Source organism: Streptomyces sp. NPDC018693 (genome assembly GCF_044391385.1).
Classification (GTDB): domain Bacteria; phylum Actinomycetota; class Actinomycetes; order Streptomycetales; family Streptomycetaceae; genus Streptomyces.
Window position 1 is genome coordinate 327,013 of sequence record NZ_JBIRZZ010000002.1, and the last position, 18,657, is coordinate 345,669.

At 72.3% G+C, this 18,657-nt stretch carries 16 protein-coding genes and 1 tRNA gene; 11 read left to right on the plus strand and 6 right to left on the minus strand.

Annotated elements, in window-relative coordinates:
- Positions 1-6: 6 nt before the first annotated feature.
- Positions 7-867: an FhaA domain-containing protein gene (locus tag ACH5AC_RS05815; RefSeq protein WP_398860391.1), complete on the minus strand. Its 861-nt coding sequence runs from the start codon at positions 865-867 to the stop codon at positions 7-9.
- 363 nt (positions 868-1,230) lie between these two features.
- On the opposite strand from ACH5AC_RS05815, the gene ACH5AC_RS05820 reads away from it, so the two are divergent.
- A tRNA-Leu gene (locus ACH5AC_RS05820) sits at positions 1,231-1,317 on the plus strand.
- 79 nt (positions 1,318-1,396) lie between these two features.
- Here ACH5AC_RS05820 and ACH5AC_RS05825 read toward each other — a convergent pair.
- Positions 1,397-1,933 (minus strand): hypothetical protein, encoded by a 537-nt coding sequence (locus tag ACH5AC_RS05825; RefSeq protein WP_398860392.1) that lies wholly within the window; start codon positions 1,931-1,933, stop codon positions 1,397-1,399.
- A 107-nt stretch (positions 1,934-2,040) separates the two neighbouring features.
- A complete protein-coding gene (locus ACH5AC_RS05830) occupies positions 2,041-2,928 on the minus strand; it encodes an aminoglycoside phosphotransferase family protein (RefSeq protein ID WP_398860393.1) in 888 nt (295 codons plus the stop codon).
- Positions 2,929-3,253: 325 nt separating this feature from the next.
- Between ACH5AC_RS05830 and ACH5AC_RS05835 the strand changes: the two genes are divergently transcribed.
- Positions 3,254-4,426, plus strand: a complete 1,173-nt coding sequence (locus ACH5AC_RS05835) for an IS701 family transposase (protein ID WP_398860911.1) — start codon at positions 3,254-3,256, stop codon at positions 4,424-4,426.
- Here the strand turns inward: ACH5AC_RS05835 and ACH5AC_RS05840 are convergent.
- Positions 4,402-6,360, minus strand: a complete 1,959-nt coding sequence (locus ACH5AC_RS05840; protein ID WP_398860394.1) for a helix-turn-helix domain-containing protein — start codon at positions 6,358-6,360, stop codon at positions 4,402-4,404. The two genes, ACH5AC_RS05835 and ACH5AC_RS05840, sit on opposite strands and share 25 nt — an antisense overlap.
- Positions 6,361-6,706: 346 nt before the next feature.
- Here ACH5AC_RS05840 and ACH5AC_RS05845 point away from each other — a divergent pair, with 346 nt between their 5' ends.
- The gene (locus tag ACH5AC_RS05845) at positions 6,707-7,438 is read left to right on the plus strand and encodes a methyltransferase domain-containing protein (protein ID WP_398860395.1); all 732 of its coding nucleotides are present in this window, start codon (positions 6,707-6,709) and stop codon (positions 7,436-7,438) included.
- Between the two features lie 57 nt (positions 7,439-7,495).
- The gene (gene pabB / locus ACH5AC_RS05850; protein ID WP_398860397.1) at positions 7,496-9,649 is read left to right on the plus strand and encodes an aminodeoxychorismate synthase component I; all 2,154 of its coding nucleotides are present in this window, start codon (positions 7,496-7,498) and stop codon (positions 9,647-9,649) included.
- 63 nt (positions 9,650-9,712) lie between these two features.
- Here the strand turns inward: pabB and ACH5AC_RS05855 are convergent, their stop codons facing one another.
- Complete coding sequence (locus ACH5AC_RS05855; protein WP_398860398.1) at positions 9,713-10,750, minus strand: transaldolase family protein; 1,038 nt, start codon at positions 10,748-10,750, stop codon at positions 9,713-9,715.
- A 220-nt stretch (positions 10,751-10,970) separates the two neighbouring features.
- Here ACH5AC_RS05855 and ACH5AC_RS05860 point away from each other — a divergent pair, with 220 nt between their 5' ends.
- The 6 genes from ACH5AC_RS05860 (at position 10,971) to cutA (ending at position 16,462) form a co-directional block, all read left to right on the plus strand.
- On the plus strand, positions 10,971-12,140 hold the full coding sequence (locus tag ACH5AC_RS05860; protein ID WP_398860399.1) for a 3-deoxy-7-phosphoheptulonate synthase: 1,170 nt from the start codon (positions 10,971-10,973) through the stop codon (positions 12,138-12,140).
- A 20-nt stretch (positions 12,141-12,160) separates the two neighbouring features.
- On the plus strand, positions 12,161-12,931 hold the full coding sequence (locus tag ACH5AC_RS05865; protein WP_398860400.1) for a 2,3-dihydro-2,3-dihydroxybenzoate dehydrogenase: 771 nt from the start codon (positions 12,161-12,163) through the stop codon (positions 12,929-12,931).
- Between the two features lie 54 nt (positions 12,932-12,985).
- Positions 12,986-13,663 carry an isochorismatase family protein gene (locus ACH5AC_RS05870; RefSeq protein ID WP_398860401.1) on the plus strand — a complete coding sequence of 226 codons (678 nt, stop codon included), beginning with the start codon at positions 12,986-12,988 and terminating at the stop codon, positions 13,661-13,663.
- A 70-nt stretch (positions 13,664-13,733) separates the two neighbouring features.
- A complete protein-coding gene (locus tag ACH5AC_RS05875; RefSeq protein ID WP_398860402.1) occupies positions 13,734-15,602 on the plus strand; it encodes an anthranilate synthase family protein in 1,869 nt (622 codons plus the stop codon).
- Positions 15,599-15,940 carry a hypothetical protein gene (locus ACH5AC_RS05880; protein WP_398860403.1) on the plus strand — a complete coding sequence of 114 codons (342 nt, stop codon included), beginning with the start codon at positions 15,599-15,601 and terminating at the stop codon, positions 15,938-15,940. The genes ACH5AC_RS05875 and ACH5AC_RS05880 overlap by 4 nt, the downstream gene beginning before the upstream one ends.
- 183 nt (positions 15,941-16,123) lie before the next feature.
- The gene (gene cutA, locus ACH5AC_RS05885; protein WP_398860404.1) at positions 16,124-16,462 is read left to right on the plus strand and encodes a divalent-cation tolerance protein CutA; all 339 of its coding nucleotides are present in this window, start codon (positions 16,124-16,126) and stop codon (positions 16,460-16,462) included.
- A gap of 1 nt (position 16,463) precedes the next feature.
- On the opposite strand, the gene ACH5AC_RS05890 is transcribed toward cutA, so the two are convergent.
- Entirely contained in the window at positions 16,464-17,726 is a 1,263-nt protein-coding gene (locus tag ACH5AC_RS05890) for a transcriptional regulator (RefSeq protein WP_398860405.1), read from the minus strand.
- A 181-nt stretch (positions 17,727-17,907) separates the two neighbouring features.
- Here ACH5AC_RS05890 and ACH5AC_RS05895 point away from each other — a divergent pair, with 181 nt between their 5' ends.
- Complete coding sequence (locus ACH5AC_RS05895) at positions 17,908-18,327, plus strand: ATP-binding protein (RefSeq protein WP_398860406.1); 420 nt, start codon at positions 17,908-17,910, stop codon at positions 18,325-18,327.
- Positions 18,328-18,657 lie beyond the last annotated feature (330 nt).

Sequence of the window (18,657 nt, forward strand, 5' to 3'; positions counted from 1 at the left end):
CCCGCTTCACCCTTCGGCTTGCCTATAGATAACGGTGGTGCTGCCCACGACGATCCGCGAGCCGTCGCGGAGCGTAGCGCGGGTGGTGTGCTGCCCGTCCACCACGATGCCGTTGGTGGACCCGAGATCCTGGATCGTCGAGGGCGAACCGGTCCGGATCTCGCAGTGCCGGCGGGAGACGCCGGGGTCGTCGATCCGCACGTCGGCGTCGGTGGAACGGCCCAGTACGAGCGTCGCGCGGGAGATCTGGTGGCGGGTGCCGTTGATCTCGATCCAGTGGCGGGTGCGCGCCCCGGGCTGCGGTGCGCCGGCGAGGCCGCCGTCGGCCGGGCGCTGGCCGGCCGGGCCCGCGGCGGGCGGGTAGCCGTAGCCGCCGGGGCGGGCGCCGGGGGCGCCGGGGGGCGGTGCGGACGGCATGGGGGGTGCGGCGGGGGCGCCGGCGGGCGGGTAGCCGTAGCCGCCGGGGGCGCCCGCGGGGGCGGCCTGGCTGCTGGAGGAGGCGAGCGTACGGCTGCGCACCCGGTACAGGCCGGTGTCGAGGTCGTCCGCCTTCTCCAGGTTCACCTTGATCGGGCCCATGAAGGTGTAGCGCTGCTGTTTGGCGTAGTCGCGGACCATGCCGGCGAGCTCGTCGCCGAGCTGGCCGGAGTACGGGCTCAGGCGCTCGTAGTCGGGGGCGCTGAGCTCCACGATGAAGTCGTTGGGGACGACGGTCCGGTCGCGGTTCCAGATCTGCGCGTTGTTGTCGCACTCGCGCTGGAGCGCGCCGGCGATCTCCACGGGCTGGACCTCGGACTTGAAGACCTTGGCGAAGGTGCCGTTGACCAGACCCTCGAGGCGCTGCTCGAACTTCTTCAGGACTCCCATGGGGCACCTCCTCCGTCGTAGCTGCTGTGCGGGGGCCTTGCCTGGTACTGCTTACTGATCGTATCCACGCGGCGGTGAATCGGCCGGTTCCCCTTTCGAAGCCGGTCGACGGTCCTGCCTTGCCCAGGATCGTAGAGGCGCCCGCAGACCAGTGTCCCGCACCTGACTGTGGAGCTTGTCCGGCGGCGGGGGGAGATGGGGCTACCGGTACGAGGTTGATACGTGAACCGGTTGGCTTTGAGACGTGTGGGCGGGGCCCGGGGCCGCGGTAAGGGATGTGAACCCACCCGGTCCAGCGTGCTAATGTTCTGCATGTCGGAAGGCGCCGCGCCGAAAGGAACGGAGCCCGAGGACACACCCAATGCGCGGGTGGCGGAATAGGCAGACGCGCTGGATTCAGGTTCCAGTGCCCGCAAGGGCGTGGGGGTTCAACTCCCCCCTCGCGCACCAGCCGGAAGCCCCCAGGTCTCAGACCTGGGGGCTTCCGCGTTGTCCGGGGGCGGGTCGACCTGACGGTGTGACGAGTCTCTCAGGGCGTCGAGGTTGCCCTGGGCGTCGTGGCGTCGGCTCGGCGCACCTCGCCGGTGGTGAGGGTGACGCAGGCGGCGCCGACGGACAGCAGGCCCAGGAACGCGCACACGGTGCGCTGGTGGTGATCGACAGCGGCCGCGTATTGATCCCGGGAGACCTCGCGGACCAGCCCCTTGTAGCGCCCTGGGGACACCTGCTGACGCTGCCCCGTGTACACGAAGTACAGGCCGTCCTCCTCCTTCGCCGGGGCAGGGCTTCCCCCTGTACCCCACGTCAGCAGCGCCAGGGCGATGCCGGAGAGGAGCAGTGCTCCCAGGACCGCCTGCACCCTGCCCGGGATGCACCGGAGGGCGAGCCATGCCGCGTGCAGGTCGGGTCGGGCCAGGGCGAGACGCAGCAGGGCGGCGAGGGCGGTCGGAACGACGAGCGCCAAGATCGTCCCCGTCGCCCAGTCCTCTTTCGGCAGCGGCAGATTCGCCGGCAGCCAGGTGAGCGCCCCCAGCAGCAGAGCCACGGCGCCGAGCCCCGCTGCCACGCATCCGTGCAGCCTGTAACTCCATCCCTGCCACGAGCCTCACACAGCCCCCGAGCCGGCTCATTGCCCTGCCCCGGCAGAGATCGTCCCGGCCCGCTGCCGGGTCGTCAGCGGGTGTGGTCGTTCAGGATCTGGGTGAGGGTGTAGCGGGCGTTGGCCGAGATGACCGGGTTGGTGTGGCGGTAGTAGGGGAGTTGGGTCACGGCCATGGAGAGGGCCCAGCCTCGGGCGCGGTGCCAGGTGGCGTCGTCGGGGGAGGCCGCTGTCCGGAAGGTGGGGCGGGTGGTGGCGGGGAGGAGGTTCCAGGCGGGGATGAGGTCGATGGCGGGGTCGCCGGTGCCGGTGGTGGAGAAGTCGAGGACCGCGGTGAGGCCCGGGCCGGTGCTGAGGAGGTTGCTGGGCATCAGGTCGGAGTGGGTCCAGCGGGGGTGCCCTGTCCAGGGCTGGGTCGCGAGGGCGGACTCCCAGGCGGCCAGGAGCGCGTCGGCGTCGAAGGGCTCGTCGGTGTGGCGCAGGGCTTCGATCGCGGTGCGGGTTTCGGTGTCGGCCGTGGTGAGGGGGGTGCCTCGGTAGGCCGGCGGGCCGTCGGGGAGGGCGATGTCGCGGAACGCGGTGATGAAGGTGGCGAGGTCGTGGGCCAGGCGGTCGGGGTGAGGGTGGGTGCCCTCGGTCAGGACCTCGCCGTCGAGCCAGCGGTGGATGGCCCAGGGGTGGGGGAACTCGGCGGTGGGTTCGCCGAGGGCCATGACCTCGGGGACGGGGAGGGGGAGGAGAGGGGCCAGGCGGGGGAGCCAGTGGGCCTCGCGGGCCAGGTCGTCCGCGCTGTCGGGGAGGAGGGGGAGGCGGACGGTGAAGGAGGAGCCCAGGCGGTAGATGGCGTTGACCGTGCCGCCGGAGGCGAGGCGGTGGAGGGGGAGGTGGGACCACTGGGGGTGCTGGGTGTGGAGGAGGCGGCGGACCAGGGCGGGGGTGGTGTCCGTTTGGCTGGCGTGCATGGGGGTTCGGTGCTGCATTTTCTGCATCTCCGGTTGTCGGGTGGGTTGGGGGGTGGCGGCGGCACCGTGTGGCCGCGTCGGGGTGGTGGTGCCGTCACCTTCGCGATACGGGGCGTCTCGTGAGGGTGGGGTGGATGGGGGGTGGTTCGAGGGTTCCGGGGGGTGTCGGGGAGGCCCGGCGGGGTGGGTTCGCGGGGGTGTGATGGCCGGCCGTGCGTTCGGCGGGCGAGGTGTGTGATGAGTGCACCTGGTTGGTCTTGCCCTTTGCGCAGCACCGTTGTGGGCGGAGGAAACCCACGGGGGAAGGGAGAGACCAGTGACGCTGATGAGGGTCGAGCGGCCGGAGGTGACCGGGCGCCGGTACGTGCCCGACTCGGTCGTGGGCGATGTGTGCGCCGAGCTGTTCGCCTCGCTGCCGCGCAGCGATCAGCGGTACAAGGGCGAGCTGTACGTGCGGGGACTGTTGCGCGCCGAGGGCAGGAAGTCGGTACGGAACATCGCGGCGTACGTCGGGGGGCGGGCCGCCGAGCAGAGTCTGCATCACTTCGTCGCCTCGTCCACCTGGGACTGGGCGCCGGTACGGGCCGCGCTCGCCCGGTACCTGGAGCGGACGCTGGAGCCGCGCGCCTGGGTGGTGCGGCCGATGGTCATCTCGAAGGCGGGTACCGAGTCGGTGGGGGTCGCCCCGCGGTTCGTGTCCGGGCTCGGGCAGGTGGTGAACAGCCAGGAGGCGTTCGGCGCCTGGGCCGTCGACGAGGAGCACGGCTGCCCGGTGAACTGGCGGCTGGCGCTGCCGCGCAAGTGGCGGGAGAGCGTGCGCTCCGGCTCGCCGCACATACCGGAGTCCGAGCTCGCCGCCGGGCCGCTGGAGTGCGCCGTACGGGCCGCACGCCAGCTGCAGGGGTGGGCCGGCCCGCCGCGCCGGCCGGTCGTGCTGGACCTCCACGACGCCGAACCGGCCGCTGTGGCACGGCGGTTCCAGGAGGTGGGCCTGCCCTTCATCTGCGCGGTGCGCGGCTCGGCCAAGGTGGAGTGCACCGACCCGGCGCTGCCCGGCGTCGAGGGGCGGTCCCTGGCCGCGCACCAGCTGCTGCTGATGGCCCGCACCCTGCGCCGCCCGGTCAGCTGGACCGACCCCGTCACCCAGGTGCCCGGCACCAGCCTGGTCGCCGGACTGCGGGTGTCCCTCGGCGAGGGCACCGAACCCGTGCTGCTGCTCGGTGAGTGGACCGACCCGCGGGGCTGGCCGCAGAACTACTGGATCAGCCGTCTCCCCCAGCTGCCTCTCGGCGCCCAGCTGCGGCTGGCCCGGCTGGCGCAGAACGTCGACGCCGACTTCGCCCGGATCTCCGTGCCGGTGGGTCTGACCGACTTCAGCGGCCGCTCGTACGAGGGATGGCACCGGCACACCACGCTGGCCTCCGTCGCGCACGCCGTACGGCTGCTCACGGGGCCCGAGGTGCGGCGCGGGGATCAGCCGACCACCTGCCCGGCCTGACCGCGCCGGCCCTGGTTCAGTGAGGCGCGGGTGCGCTGGAGCTGGAGGGCCAGCTGCACCTGCAGCGCGCGGGCCGGTTTCTGCCAGCCCTCGCCGAGGAGTTCGGTGATGCGCTCCAGGCGGCGGGAGACGGTGTTGGGGTGGACGTGCAGCACCTCGGCGGCCCGGGACGGGCTGCTGGCGGAGGCGAAGTACGCCTCCAGGGTGGGCACCAGCTCCGTGTACTGCTGGTCGTCGTAGTCGAGGACCGGGCCGATGGTGTCGCTGATGAACGCGGCGACGTCCGGCTGCTCCGACAGCAGCAGGCCGAGGAAGCCGAGGTCGTCCGGGGACGCGGTGCCGCCGGGGCCCTTCAGCCGGGTCACCGCGTCCAGGCAGCGGCGCGCCTCCTGGTGGACGGGGGCGATGTGGGCCGGGCTGCGGGCCGGTCCCGCCGAGCCGACGGTCACCGGGCCGCGCACCGCCTCGGTGAGGCCCTTGGACACCGTGCGGGCGGCCGCGCCGGGCTCGGTGCCGGGCAGCAGCAGGACCACCCGGTCGCCGTCGATGTGCTTGAGGCCCTGGTGGCGGTTGGCGTGCGAGGCGGCCCAGGCGGCGGCGCGGCCGCGCATGCCCTTCTCCACGCGGGCTATGACCACCACGTGCGGTGCCTCCAGGTCGACGTCGAGGCGCCGGGCCTGCTCGGCGACCTGCTCCGGCGGGGGCAGGGTGCCGCGCAGCAGGCTGTGGAAGAACTCGTCGCGCAGCTGCCCCTGGGTGGCGGCCACACCGTCCTGGATGAGCAGGGTGACGGCGGTGACCTGGGCGGTGAGGGAGAGCAGCTGCAGCTGGTGGTCGTCGGGTGGGTGGGAGCAGGCGAACTCCAGCGAGCCGAGCATGTCGTCGCCGGCCCGCACCGGCGCGATCCACAGCCGCCCGGGGCCGTCGCCGCAGGCCACCGGGCGGCCCTCGGCGTGCGCCTCCAGTAAGGCGGCCCGCAGTTCGTCCTCGCCGTTGGGCGGCGGCGCGTCCCCGTCGGATGCCGGGCGGGTGCCGACGGGGCCGGCCAGTACCCGGCCGGCGGAGTCGCGGACCGTCAGGCCGCCGTGCAGGGCGGCGGCGGCCTCGGTGGTCAGGGCGGCCAGGCCGCTGCCGCGCAGCACCAGGTCGAGCAGCCGGCCGTGGGTCTCGCCGAGCCGGAGCGCGGCGGTGGAGGAGTCCCGGGCACGGGAGGTGTCCTGCGCCAGTTCGACGACCTCGTGCCGGGTCTCCTCCAGCAGCCGGGCCTTCTCGATGGCGACGGCGGCGAGGTCGGCGAGCGAGCTCATCAGCGAGACCTCGTCCGGCGTGAAGTGCCGTACGCGGCGGTCGGCGACGTAGAGCACGCCGAGGCCCGCGCCCTCGTGCTGGAGCGGGATGGCCATCACGGCGTGCAGGCCCTCGGCGCGTACGACGTCGTCGATGACCTCGGAGTGCGTGAAGCTGTCGTCGGCGAGGTAGTCGGCCGTCCAGAAGGGCGCCGAGCCCTGGGTGGCGCGGCGGCCGACGCCGCCGGTCATCGGCACGGAGAAGCCGATGGTGAGCGCGGAGGCATGACCGTCGGCGGCGCGCACACGGGAGCACCTTGCCTCGACGTCGTCGAAGGTCACCCAGGACATGTCGAGGCCGAGCAGCAGCCGGGCGCGGCGGGTGATCACCTTGAGCAGCGCGTCCAGCTCGTAGGGGAGCGTGAGGTCGCGGGCGGTGTCGACCAGGGCGGCGAGGCCGGCCTCGCGCTGCTGGCGGCGGGCGAACAGCGCGTGGATGCCGAGGCTGAGGTCGACAGCCCGGTGCAGACGCGTGAGTTCGGCCTTGGACGCGCCGCCGGCCTGCGCTCTTTTGAGCAGGTCCTGCAGTGCGGAGGCGGGTGCCTCCTTCTGGAGCAGTTCGAGCAGTTCGAAAGCCTCGTCGGCCACGACGGTCCCCCCGGCACCTGTGCGGTCGTTCATTTCGCAGCGACTTGGGTCACTGCGACTCGGGTCACTGTGACTGAGCCACCATGACTGTGCCACTGCGACTTGAGGCCAAGTGGAGCTTTGACCGCCAGAAAGTATTTCCTTGGGGCATGAGCAGGTCAACAAGCTCTTGAAACACGGTGACGCTGGCGCAGTGTGACCGGGTCACCACGCCCGGCGGTCAGGGTGTCACTGGGACACCTTCTGGAGGACGGCACCGACCGGCCAGTCTGAACGACGTCCGGGCTTCCACCACGGGAGTCACCGGCATCACCCGGGCACCATTCACACCAACCCGAGGAGTCCCATGTCGTCCCTGCTCAAGAGCTACGAGCGGTCCCTGCGGCGCAGCCACCTGTCGGCGACGCGCAAGGACCGGCCGCGCGAGTTCTCGCTGTGCGGCCGTGAGTGGGATCTGCTGGACGAGGTCTTCGCCCCCGTGTACTCCCCGTCCACCGGGGTGGCCCTGGAGCTGCTCGGCCTGAACCGGCGGCCCCCGGTCGCGGGCAGCGGCGCGTTCCTGGAGGTCGGCTGCGGCACCGGCGTCATCGCGGTGATGAGCGCGCTGGCCGGCTACGAGCGGGTGGTCGCCTCCGACATCAGCCCGCGGGCCGTGGAGAACGCGGCCGTGAACGCCGAGCGCCACGGGGTGACCTCGCGGGTCAGGGCCGTGCACAGCGACCTGTTCTCCGGGCTCGACGACGACGAGCGGTTCGACGTCGTCTTCTGGAGCTCCAACTACGTGCTCGGTCCGGACACCTACGAGTACAAGGCGCTGCACGAGTGCGCCTACGTCGACCCCGGCTACCGCACCCACCGCCGCTACCTGGAGCAGGCGCCGGGGCGCACCACACCGGGCGGGCGGGCGCTGCTGCACTTCAGCGACCGGGGGGACCTGGCCGAGCTGTACCGGATCGCGGACGCGTGCGGGCGCGGTCTGCGGGTGCTGGAGAGCTGCCGGGTGCGGGAGGGCGAGTACGGCGACGACCTCGTCGAGCACATGCTGATCGAGATCACGGACACGCCCGAGGCCGGCTGAGCCGTCGTACCGCGCCGACCGCGGACGAGCTGACCGCAGACCAACAGGGGGAACAACGTGCGCACGCTTCTCGTCGACAACTACGACTCGTTCACGTACAACCTCTTCCACCACCTCACCGAGGTGAACGGGCGTGAGCCCGAGGTGATCCGCAACGACGACCCGCGCTGGCGGGAGTCGTACCTGACCGCGTTCGACAACGTGGTCGTCTCGCCCGGTCCGGGGCATCCGGGGCGCGCCGCCGACTTCGGCGTCTGTACGGGGATCGTGGCGCGGGCCACGCTGCCGGTGCTCGGCATCTGCCTCGGCCACCAGGGGATCGGGCTCCAGCACGGGGCGGCCGTCGGGCGGGCGCCCGAGCCGCGGCACGGGCGGGTGTCGCCCGTCCTGCACGACGGGACGGGGCTGTTCGCCGGTCTGCCCAGTCCGCTGGAGGTGGTGCGCTACCACTCGCTGGCGGTGACGGATCTGCCACCCGAGCTGGAGGCCACGGCCTGGACGCCGGACGGGGTGCTGATGGGGCTGCGGCACCGGACGCGGCCGATGTGGGGGGTGCAGTTCCATCCGGAGTCGATTCTCAGCAGCCATGGGAAGGCGCTGCTTGCCAATTTCGCGGACCTGACGCGGGCCTACGGTGGCGGAGGACGGTTGGTGTCCGGTGGGGCCGGGGTTGAGGGGGGCACCTCCCAGGCCCTTGAGGCGCGGGGGGAGGCACGACTGCCCGCAGCTCCGGAGGCCGGGTGCCGGTTGCGCGTCGTGACGCGGCGGTTGGTCACCCGGTGGGACGACGAGGTCGTCTACGCGCGGGTCTTCCAGGGGCGGGATCACGCCTTCTGGCTGGACAGCAGTCTGCGGGGCGGGAAGCGGGGGCGGTTCTCCGTGATGGGGGACGCCTCGGGGCCGTTGGCCCGGGTGGCGACGGCGGATGTGTGGAGCGGGACGGTGAGCGTGCGGTCCGCGGCGGGCGGGGAGGCCGTCGAGGACATCATGGCTGGAACGTTTCTGCAGTGGCTGGATCGTGATCTGCGGTCCATCGACGCCCAGCTCCCAGATCTGCCCTGCGACTTCGCCCTCGGCTGGGTCGGGTACCTCGGCTACGAGCTGAAGGCCGAGTGCGGCGGCGACCTCGCCCACCGCTCGCCCGACCCGGACGCGGCGATGGTCTTCGCCGACCAGGCCGTGGTGTTCGACCACGAGACGGGGACGACGTACCTGCTCGCGCTGGTCGAGGAGGAGGCGGTCGGAGAGGGGAGCGCGCGGCGCTGGTTCGACCGTGTCGAGCGGGTCCTCGGCTCGCTGGCCGGTGTGGTGCCGGCCGAGCCCCGGCTGCCCGACGCCGCGGGGGAGATACGGCTGCGGCACGACCGGGACGCCTACCTGCGGCTGATCGCCGAGTGCCAGGAGGAGATCGCGGCCGGGGAGACGTATGAGGTCTGCCTCACCAACATGGCCGAGGCCGAGGGGCGTATCGACCCCTGGGAGGCGTACCGGCTGCTGCGCCGCAGAAGCCCGGCGCCCTTCGCGGCGCTGCTGGAGTTCGGGGGTACGTCGGTGCTGAGCACCTCGCCCGAGCGGTTCCTGCGGGTCGGCGCGGACGGCGTCATGGAGTCCTCGCCGATCAAGGGCACCCGGCCGCGCGGCGTCACGCCCGAGCAGGACGCGGCGCTGGTCGCCGACCTGCGGGCCAACGAGAAGGACCGCTCGGAGAACCTGATGATCGTCGACCTGGTCCGCAACGACCTGGGCCGGTGCGCGGTCCCCGGGTCGGTCGAGGCCGAGGAGATCTTCCGGGTCGAGAGCTACGCCACCGTCCATCAGCTGGTCAGCACCGTACGGGCACGGCTGCGGCCCGAGCTGTCCGCGCCGGACTGTGTGCGCGCCGCCTTCCCGCCCGGCTCGATGACCGGCGCCCCCAAGATCCGCACGATGCGGATCATCGACCGCCTGGAGACTGGCCCGCGCGGCGTGTACTCCGGCGCCATCGGGTACTTCTCGCTCTCCGGCGCGGCCGACCTCAGCGTGGTCATCCGCACCGCACGGGTCACCGAGGACCGGGTGACGTACGGCGTCGGCGGCGCCGTGGTGGCCCTGTCCGACCCGGAGGAGGAGTACGAGGAGACCGCGGTCAAGTCCGCTCCCCTCCTGGCCCTGACGGGGGCCCGCTTCCCGGACCGTGATCGGGATCGGGAGCCGGTGCGGGTTCTGTCCTGAGGTGCCGGTCCCGCCGGAGGTCCGCCGGTTTCGGCGCCTCGGGTGGGATACGGAAGGGTGCGGTCAGGTCCGCTCGCCTCCTGGCCCTGACGGGGGCTCGCTTCCCGGACCGTGATCGGGATCGGGAGCCGGTGCGGGTCCTGTCCTGAGGTGCCAGTCGTGCTGGAGGCGTGTCAGCTGCCGCGTCTCCAGCACGGTCGCGACCTCGTGGGGGGTGACGCCGAGGTCCTCCAGGGTGGTCAGGGCCGCGTCGGCGCGGGTGTGTTCGCCCAGCAGGGTGTCGCCGTGGAGGCCGCCGAGGCGGGCGGCCTCCTCCACCTCGGCCGGGGTCAGGGCGTGGGCGGTGTTCCAGCCGACGAGCCGGTGCACCCCCGCCGCGCCGCCCGTGGTCCACAGCAGCCGGGGCGGCAGGGCCCCGTCCGCGCGCAGCACCCGCCACCAGCCCCCGGCCAGCCGCTGCTCCCGTAGCCGGAACATACGGCGCGCCATGGCCGGCCCGGCGGTCGCGCGGGCCGGATGGTCCGGCGGGGCGCCGAGCCGGGTCAGCCGGGCGTCGGCCTCCGCGTCGAACAGGCCCACCGGGAACGACACCACGACGGGCACGTCGCCGAGGCGCACCCCGGCGGCCAGCGCCCGCTCCATGCCCTGCACATAGGCGTCCAGCACCTGTCCGTACCGCTCACCGGTCAACACCAGGGAGGCGTGCACCCCGATGCCCAGCGACAGCAGCTCCGCCATCGCCGTGCGGCTCGCCGCGGTCATGGGCAGCCGGACCAGCGCGTTGGGCCGGCGCACCGCGGCGTGCAGCATGCGGCCCGCGTCCACCAGCGCCTCAGCGTCCCGGGCCAGCCGCGCGTCCACCGGCACGGACACCTGGCCCGAGCTGCCGTCCGCGCAGTACCCCGGCAGCAGTGCGTCACAGGCCGCGCGGACCACGCTCAGGGGAGTGCCGGGCGCGGCCAGCGCCCCCTGGAAGGAGTCCTCAAGGGTCCGCTGCCGCACCGCGAGGTCCAGCTCGTCGCCGTCAGCGGGTGCCAGCCATGGCGCCACGCCCTCGGCCACCAGTTGCTTCAGCAGCAATCCAGCTTCTTGACTCAGCACGCCGACGACCCTAGGACGGCCCCGCGCCCTTACACCACGGCAATCCGGGCACTTCGTCAAGTAGCACCGCCGGGACGCCTGTTCGGCGCGACGCGCTGACTTGATGGAACCGGCCACACCTGACGGACCCGGAAAGCTCCGATGGTTCCCGCTTTCCCCTCCTTCGCAGACTGCCAACCGCATCCGAAGTCACGGCAGTTTCTGTATTGGGAGGTGTTACGTGCAGGGTGTCGCACACTGGAAGACCCTGCCGGCGGGCCAGCAGCCCGACTGGCCCGATCAAGCCACCCTGGCTCACGCCAGGGCCGTACTCGCCGACGCCCCGGCCCTCGTACGTGCCGCGGACGTGGCGGAGCTGAAGGCTCTGCTCGCGGCCGCCGCGCGGGGCGAGGCGCAGGTGGTGCAGAGCGGCGACTGCGCCGAGGACCCCGCCGAGTGCACACCCGGCTACGTCGCCCGCAAGGCGGCGCTGCTCGATGTGCTCGCCGGGGCGATGAAGGCGCGCTCGATGAAACCGGTGATCCGGGTCGGCCGGCTGGCCGGCCAGTTCGGCAAGCCGCGCTCCAAGCCCACCGAGACCGTCGACGGCGTCGAACTCCCCGTCTACCGAGGGCACATGGTCAACAGCCCCGAGCCCGACCCCCGGCTGCGCCGCCCCGACCCGGAACGGCTCATCGCCGGCTACCGGGCCGCGGCACAGGCCATGCGGGCGCTGGGCTGGCACGGGGAGCGGCGCCGCTCGACGGCCGAGGCGCCGGTGTGGACCAGCCACGAGGCGCTGCTCCTCGACTACGAGGAACCACTGCTGCGCACCGGCCCCGACGGCTCGGTGCTGCTGACGTCCACCCACTGGCCGTGGATCGGCGAACGCACCCGGGACCCGGGCGGCGCCCATGTCGCGCTGCTCGCCCAGGTCACCAACCCGGTCGCGGTCAAGGTCGGCCCGACCACCACACCGGACGGCCTCCTCGAGCTGTGCGCCCGGCTCGACCCCGACCGGGAACCGGGCCGGCTCACCCTGATCGCCCGGATGGGACACGGCACGGTCGCCGACCGGCTGCCCGGCCTGGTCCTCGCCGCGCGCGCGGCCGGGCACCCGGTGCTCTGGCTGTGCGACCCCATGCACGGCAACACGGTCTCCACCCCGGACGGCGTGAAGACCCGTTACGTGGAGTCGATCGTGCAGGAGGTCGAGGAGTTCCAGACCGCCGTCACCGAGTACGGCGGCGTCGCGGCCGGGCTGCACCTGGAGACCACCCCCGACCGCGTCCGCGAATGCGTGGCCGACGCCTCCCGCGTCGGTGAACTCGGCGAGAAGTACGCCACGTTCTGCGATCCGCGGCTCAATCCCGGCCAGGCGTTCGACGTCGTCTCCGCCTGGCGCGGCTGACTCGAAGGAGGGCTCGCATCATGGAAGGAAGGATCGCCCTGGTCACCGGGGCGGCCGGAGGCATCGGCGAGGCGGTCGTACGGGCGCTGGCCGCGCGCGGCGTCCGTGTCGTCGCCGTGGACCGCAACGCCGAGCGGCTGCGTGAGATCGCCAAGGAGATCGACGAGACCGGCGGCCGCGCCGAGGCGTTCGTCGCCGACGTCACCTCCAGTGCGGAGGTCGAGGGGCTCGTCGCCGACGTCGAGGGGACCGTGGGGCCCATCGACTACCTGGTCAACGGGGCGGGCGTACTGCGCCTGGGCGAGGCCCGCACCCTCACCGACGAGGAGTGGGCCATCACGTTCGCCGTGAACACCAGCGGGGTGTTCTTCGTGTCGCGGGCCGTGGTCAACCGTATGGTGGCGCGCCGCCGCGGGGCGATCGTCACGATCGCCTCCAACGCGGCCGGCACCGCCCGCACCGAGATGTCCGCCTACGCCGCCTCCAAGGCGGCCGCGACCATGTTCACCAAGTGTCTGGGCCTGGAGGTCGCCAAGCACGGCATCCGCGCCAACCTGGTGGCGCCCGGCTCCACCGACACGCCGATGCTGTCGTCGATGTGGCAGGACGAGTCAAGCGCCCGCGCCTCCATCGAGGGCGTGCCCGGCGCGTACCGGGTCGGCATCCCGCTGGGCCGGCTCGCCCGTCCCGAGGACGTCGCCGAGTCCGTCGTCTTCCTGCTCTCCGACAAGGCCGCGCACATCACCATGCACGACCTGACCGTGGACGGCGGCGCCGCCCTCGGCGTGTGACCCGGCCCCCACCCACTCCTGAGCCGACCCACTTCTGAGCTGAGAGAGGACCGCATGGCAGGCATCCCTGCGATCCGCCCCTACCCCATGCCGACCCGGGCCGAGCTGCCCGAGCCGGCCGTGTCCTGGACCGTCGACCCCGACCGCGCCGTGCTGCTCGTCCACGACCTGCAGAAGTACTTCCTCGCCGCGTTCCCGGCGGGCCTGCCGCCCGTCGTGGACCTGGTGCGCAACGCGGCCCGGGTCCGCGACCGATGCGCCGAACTGGGCATACCCGTCGCCTACACCGCCCAGCCCGGCGGCATGACCCCGCACGAGCGCGGCCTGCTGAAGGACTTCTGGGGGCCGGGCATGACCCCCAGCCCCGAGCACCGCGAGGTGGTCGCGCCGCTCGCACCCGCCCCCGGCGACTGGCTGCTCACCAAATGGCGCTACAGCGCCTTCTTCCGCACCGAGCTGCTGGAGCGGATGCGGGCGGCCGGCCGCGACCAGCTGATCGTGTGCGGGGTGTACGCCCACGTCGGCGTGCTGATGACGGCCGTGGACGCGTTCACCCACGACATCCAGCCCTTCCTCCTCGCCGACGCGGTCGCCGACTTCGGCGCGGACGACCACCGGATGGCGCTGGAGTACGCGGCCGCGCGTTGCGCGTCGGTGACCACCACCGACGAGTTGCTGACCTCGCTGGCGACGCCGCATGTCGCCGTGACCGCCGGGAGGGAGCCGACATGACGGCGGATCTGTTTCTGCTGACCTCGTCGGTGACGCTCCGCGTCGCCGTGACCGCCGGAAGGGAGTCCGTATGACGGCGGACCCGTTGGACCGTGTCCTGGCCGGCGGGCCGGACGCCTTCGCTTTGATCCATCGGCCGCACACCCGTGCCGACGGCCGGGTCGACCTGCTGCTCGGGGAGTTCGCGGCGTACGGCCGGCTGGCCGACGTACCGCTGCCGGACAGTCCCGGGCGGGACGTCCTGGTGCTCGTGCCGTACCGGCAGCTCGCCGAGCGCGGCTACGACGCGCCCGACGACGGGGCGCCGCTGCTGGCGATGACCGTCACCGAGCAGTACGCGCTGCCGCTGGAGGACGTACTGGACGCCGTCCCCGACGATCCGGTACGGCTGGCCGGGCCGGGTGCCTTCGACATCGGCGACGACGCGTACGCCGACATCGTGCGCCGGGTCGTCGCCGACGAGATCGGCACCGGTGAGGGCGCCAACTTCGTGATGAAGCGGTCCTTCGTGGCCGAGGTCGCCGACTGGTCCCCGGCCACCGCGCTGCGCTTCTTCCGTCGGCTGCTGGAGCGGGAGACCGGGGCGTACTGGACGTTCGTCGTGCACACCGGGGAGCGCACCTTCGTCGGCGCCTCCCCCGAGCGGCACGTCAGCGTCGCAAACAGCCGGGCCGTGATGAACCCCATCAGCGGCACCTACCGCTTCCCCGCCTCCGGACCCGACCTCTCCGGCGTCCTCGACTTCCTCGCGGACCGCAAGGAGGCCGACGAGCTGTACATGGTCGTCGACGAGGAGCTGAAGATGATGGCCCGGGTGTGCGACTCGGGCGGCAGGGTCTCCGGGCCCCACCTCAAGGAGATGGCCCGGCTCGCGCACACGGAGTACTTCATCGAGGGGCGTACGTCCCTGGACCCGCGGGTCGTGCTGCACGAGACGCTGTTCGCGCCGACGGTGACCGGGTCGCCGCTGGAGAGCGCCGCGCGGGTGATCAGGCGGTACGAGCCGGGTGGGCGGCGCTACTACAGCGGGGTCGCAGCCTTGATCGGGCGGGACGACGACGGGGGCCGGACGCTGGACTCCGCGATCCTCATCCGTACCGCTGAGATCGATTCCGGCGGTTCGATGCGGATCGGCGTGGGTGCGACCCTCGTACGGCACTCCGATCCCGCGTCGGAGGTCGCGGAGACCCGGGCCAAGGCGGCGGGGCTGCTCGCGGTGCTGGGGGACGCCGGGGAGCGGTCGCTCGCCGGTCATCCGGCCGTACGGGACGCCCTCGCCCGGCGCAACGACACCATCTCCGGGTTCTGGCTGTCCGACGAGGACGGGCGGGCCCGGGGCGTGCCGGAGCTGGCCGGGCGGAAGGTGCTCGTCGTCGACGCGGAGGACACCTTCACGGCGATGATCGGGCACCAGTTGCGGGCGATGGGCGGGGAGGTGACGGTCAGCCGGTTCGACGAGCCGTACAGCTTCGCGCCGTACGACCTGGTCGTGCTCGGGCCCGGGCCCGGGGACCCGCGGGAGCGACGGCATCCGAAGATCGCGCATCTGCGGGCCGCGGTGGACACGCTGCTCACCGAGCGGAGGCCGTTCCTGGCCGTCTGCCTGAGCCACCAGGTGCTCAGCACCCGGCTCGGGTTCGCCCTGATGCGCAAGGAGCATCCGAACCAGGGCGTGCAGCGGGAGATCGACCTGTTCGGGCGGCGGGAGCGGGTCGGTTTCTACAACACCTTCGCCGCGCGCAGCACCGCCGATGTGGTCGAGGTGCCCGGTCTCGGCACGGTCGAGGTGTGCCGGGAGCCCGGCACCGGGGAGGTGCACGCGCTGCGCGGGCCCGGCTTCCGGTCGATGCAGTTCCACGCGGAGTCCGTGCTCACCGAGGACGGGGTCCGGATCGTCGGCGAGGCGCTCGTCGGCCTGCTCCAGGAGGCGTACGCGTGAGGGCGACCGTGGCCTGGTGGGACCTGGCCGGCACCGGGCACACCGTCGAGTCGCTGCGGGCGTATCTGCGCGACGAGGCCGTGGACCGCTTCTCCCGGATCGAGGGCCTGCGCCTGAAGTTCTGGATCGCGGACGCGGCGGCCCAGCGCTGGGGCGCGGTCCTGCTCTGGGAATCCGCCGAGGCGGCCGCCCGCCCACTCCCCCCGAGAGCGGCCGAGCTGATCGGCCGACCGCCCGTCCAGCACACCGTCTTCGACGTGGAGGCGGTGGTGGAGGGCGTGTTCGCGGAGCCCGCGCTGGCGGGGCGGGGGGCGCTGTGGGAGGTGTCCCGGGGGTGAGGGACTGAGGGACTGAGCGGCGGTCGGTCCGGGGCTTCACTGTCCCCGGGCCGACCGCCGCTCAACGCGTAGGCAGTACAGCCCCTGAGACGGCGTGTGTCTCATCTCGGGGGCAGTCTGCTGCCCGCACCTACCCGCCCCGTTGGCTTGAGGGTGCGCTGGGTACGGTCCCAGCAGCCGGATATGGAGGAGACCACCGTGGCCGAGTACCTGACTGTTCTGACCACGACCGACGCCGCCGACAAGGCACAGGCGCTGGCGAGCAGTGCCGTGGAGGCGAAGGTGGCGGCCTGCGCGCAGATCGATGGGCCGATCACCAGCGTCTACCGGTGGGAGGGGGCTGTGCAGACAGACCAGGAGTGGCGGGTGCTGTACAAGACGACCACCGAGCGGTACCCGGAGCTGGAGGCGCACATCAAGAGCGTCCACGACTACGACACCCCAGAGATCATCGCGACGCCGGTGACCCACGGGAGCGACGCCTACCTGTCGTGGGTGAAGGGGGAGACAACCAAGGGCTGAATCAGGCGGCGAGCGCGGCGCGGATGTTCTCGGTGAGATCCCGCGCCGAGCTGTACTGTGCGGGGAGCAGCTCGGCCAAGGAGGCTAGCCGCACCCGGCCCATCGTTGTGGGTGTGTTCATGGCGGCCTGGACGAACCGCTGGCCCACCTCCACGCCCTGGTCCACATCGCCGGCCACCACGTACCCGGTGGCCACGTCCGCGAGGACCGCGATCCTGACCTTTGAGTCGTCATCCCCGAGGTGAGTGAGGGCGTCCTGGGCGGTCTGCTCCAGGTCCCGATGACGCAGCCGGGCGTACGTCGAAACCATCAGCGAGTCGAGGCGAGGGCGCTGGTAGAAGCGGATCCACGCCTGTTCGGCGTCGGGGTTGGCGTAGTCGAATGCCGTCGTGGCCCGGTCCAAGGCGCGCACGGCGCCCTCCCGGTCCCCGATGGCCGCGGCTTCCTCGGCCTCGCGGGCGGCCAGCCAGGAGCGGGCGGCGGCGTATCCTGCGCCGCGTACGTGTTCCTGGGCGGAGGCGAGCATGTCCCGTGCCTTGTCCGAAGCGACGGCGTACGAGGCATAGCCCATGGCGAGCGCGACGAGCGCCGGATGTCCGGCCTCCCGGCCCGCCAGGGCGGCGGTCTTGTAGTAGTGACGGGCGGTGTCCAGGTCGCCGATGTCGTAGGCGGCCCAGCCCGCCAGTGCGGCCGTCTCCCCGGCCGCGACGGTCAGCGCCGTCCGGTGGGGTCCGGAGCGGGGAATCAGCGCGGTCAGGGTCTCCAGATGGCCGCCGAGGCGCTTGGCCAACAGTCGGGCGGGAAGGTGGTGCTCGCTGATGAACAGTTCCGCCGTGTCGGCCACCAAATCATCCGTTACTTTCTGGTCCACGGAGGGACCGGCAAGTGCCGCCACGAGCCGTCCCCATGGCTCGGTGGCGATCCCTGCGGCCAGCACCGAGACGCCGAGGAATCCACGTCGCTCCACGGGGGATACCTCCTCCTGGTCTTCCAGTAATACAGATGCTGACACCAGCCTCCGGTACCGGCGGCTGGCGGCCACCGCCCGCCGGACCACATCCACTGGGATGCCGTAGCCGCTGGCGATCACGTCATGCCAGTTCGGGATGGGGAGCCGCTTCTCCGTTTCCCACCGCTTGATGTTCTCCGGGTCGACGAACCGCCCGCTGACTTCCTCCAGGTGCTCGGCCTGTTCGCGTCTAGTGCGCGCAGCCTGTTCCCGGAGGCTACGCAGCAGGTGGCCGATGCCGTCCGGACTCATCATGCGCTGTCCCCAAGTCTCTTTGGCAGTCCCAGGTTTCATCCTGGCCCCCCAGAGCGGCCCCCGCCAGGAAACGCACCCTTTCCCGGCTCTCCCGGCCTACGGGCGTCTGGCCGTTGGCTATTCATGTGCCCGCCGCCCAGCAGTTGGACACGCTCCTGCGCTCACGACCGACGAGGTTCTGATGACTGTGGACCCTTCCGCTCCCCCCACCGGACACCTGAGCTACGCCCAGACCCTGCCGTGCGAGAAGGCCAGCGTCCTGGCCGCCCGCAGGCTCGTACGCAGGGCGTTGGCCGCATTAGACCTGGAGAATCTGACCGAGGACAGCTCTCTGATCGTGTCCGAGCTGGCGACCAATGCCGTGCAGCACGCGCGGAGTCGGCACATGCACGTCACCGTCAGCCGCCCCACGCCGGAATGGGTCCGGGTGTCCGTCACGGACAAGTCCCGCACCATGCCCGATCCCCGCGCCGCATCCGACGGCGACACGGGCGGGCGGGGTCTGGCGGTCGTTGACTCCCTCTCCGACCGGTGGGGAACCGACCGGCTGCCGTGGGGGAAACGAGTGTGGGCCGAGTGGCGCACGGACGTGAAGCGTTGAGCGGGCCGACCATGGCCGACCTGCCGTGTATCGAGCAGCTCAGCCCCCGGCAGCAGATGGCCATCGCCTGCGTCCGCTGCACCAGACACATGGGGACCAGCGGCCGTGTGTGGGCCGAGGTACGCCACCGCGGCCTGCTGTTCAGGTTGTGGGTCCGCGCGCCCGAATGTGTACCGCTCGCCGGTCCCGGTGGCACCCCTGAACCGCCGCCTTGCCTCTGGACGACCGTACGGCCCGGAGCCGGGGCGACCTTGATCCCCTCCCGTTCCCGCTTCCCCCGACGGGGACGGGAGGACCGACCCGCCCTTCGGCCCGGAGGGCGAGATGTGC

Bases quoted from the DNA above. Each gene is read 5' to 3' on its own strand.
- ACH5AC_RS05815 (WP_398860391.1), bottom strand. From the start codon at position 867: ATGGGAGTCCTGAAGAAGTTCGAGCAGCGCCTCGAGGGTCTGGTCAAC.
- ACH5AC_RS05870 (WP_398860401.1), top strand. From the start codon at position 12,986: ATGGCAGGCATCCCTGCGATCCGCCCCTACCCCATGCCGACCCGGGCC.
- ACH5AC_RS05835 (WP_398860911.1), top strand. From the start codon at position 3,254: ATGAGGGTCGAGCGGCCGGAGGTGACCGGGCGCCGGTACGTGCCCGAC.
- cutA (WP_398860404.1), top strand. From the start codon at position 16,124: ATGGAGGAGACCACCGTGGCCGAGTACCTGACTGTTCTGACCACGACC.
- ACH5AC_RS05890 (WP_398860405.1), bottom strand. From the start codon at position 17,726: ATGATGAGTCCGGACGGCATCGGCCACCTGCTGCGTAGCCTCCGGGAA.
- ACH5AC_RS05845 (WP_398860395.1), top strand. From the start codon at position 6,707: ATGTCGTCCCTGCTCAAGAGCTACGAGCGGTCCCTGCGGCGCAGCCAC.
- ACH5AC_RS05875 (WP_398860402.1), top strand. From the start codon at position 13,734: ATGACGGCGGACCCGTTGGACCGTGTCCTGGCCGGCGGGCCGGACGCC.
- ACH5AC_RS05895 (WP_398860406.1), top strand. From the start codon at position 17,908: ATGACTGTGGACCCTTCCGCTCCCCCCACCGGACACCTGAGCTACGCC.
- ACH5AC_RS05865 (WP_398860400.1), top strand. From the start codon at position 12,161: ATGGAAGGAAGGATCGCCCTGGTCACCGGGGCGGCCGGAGGCATCGGC.
- ACH5AC_RS05830 (WP_398860393.1), bottom strand. From the start codon at position 2,928: ATGCACGCCAGCCAAACGGACACCACCCCCGCCCTGGTCCGCCGCCTC.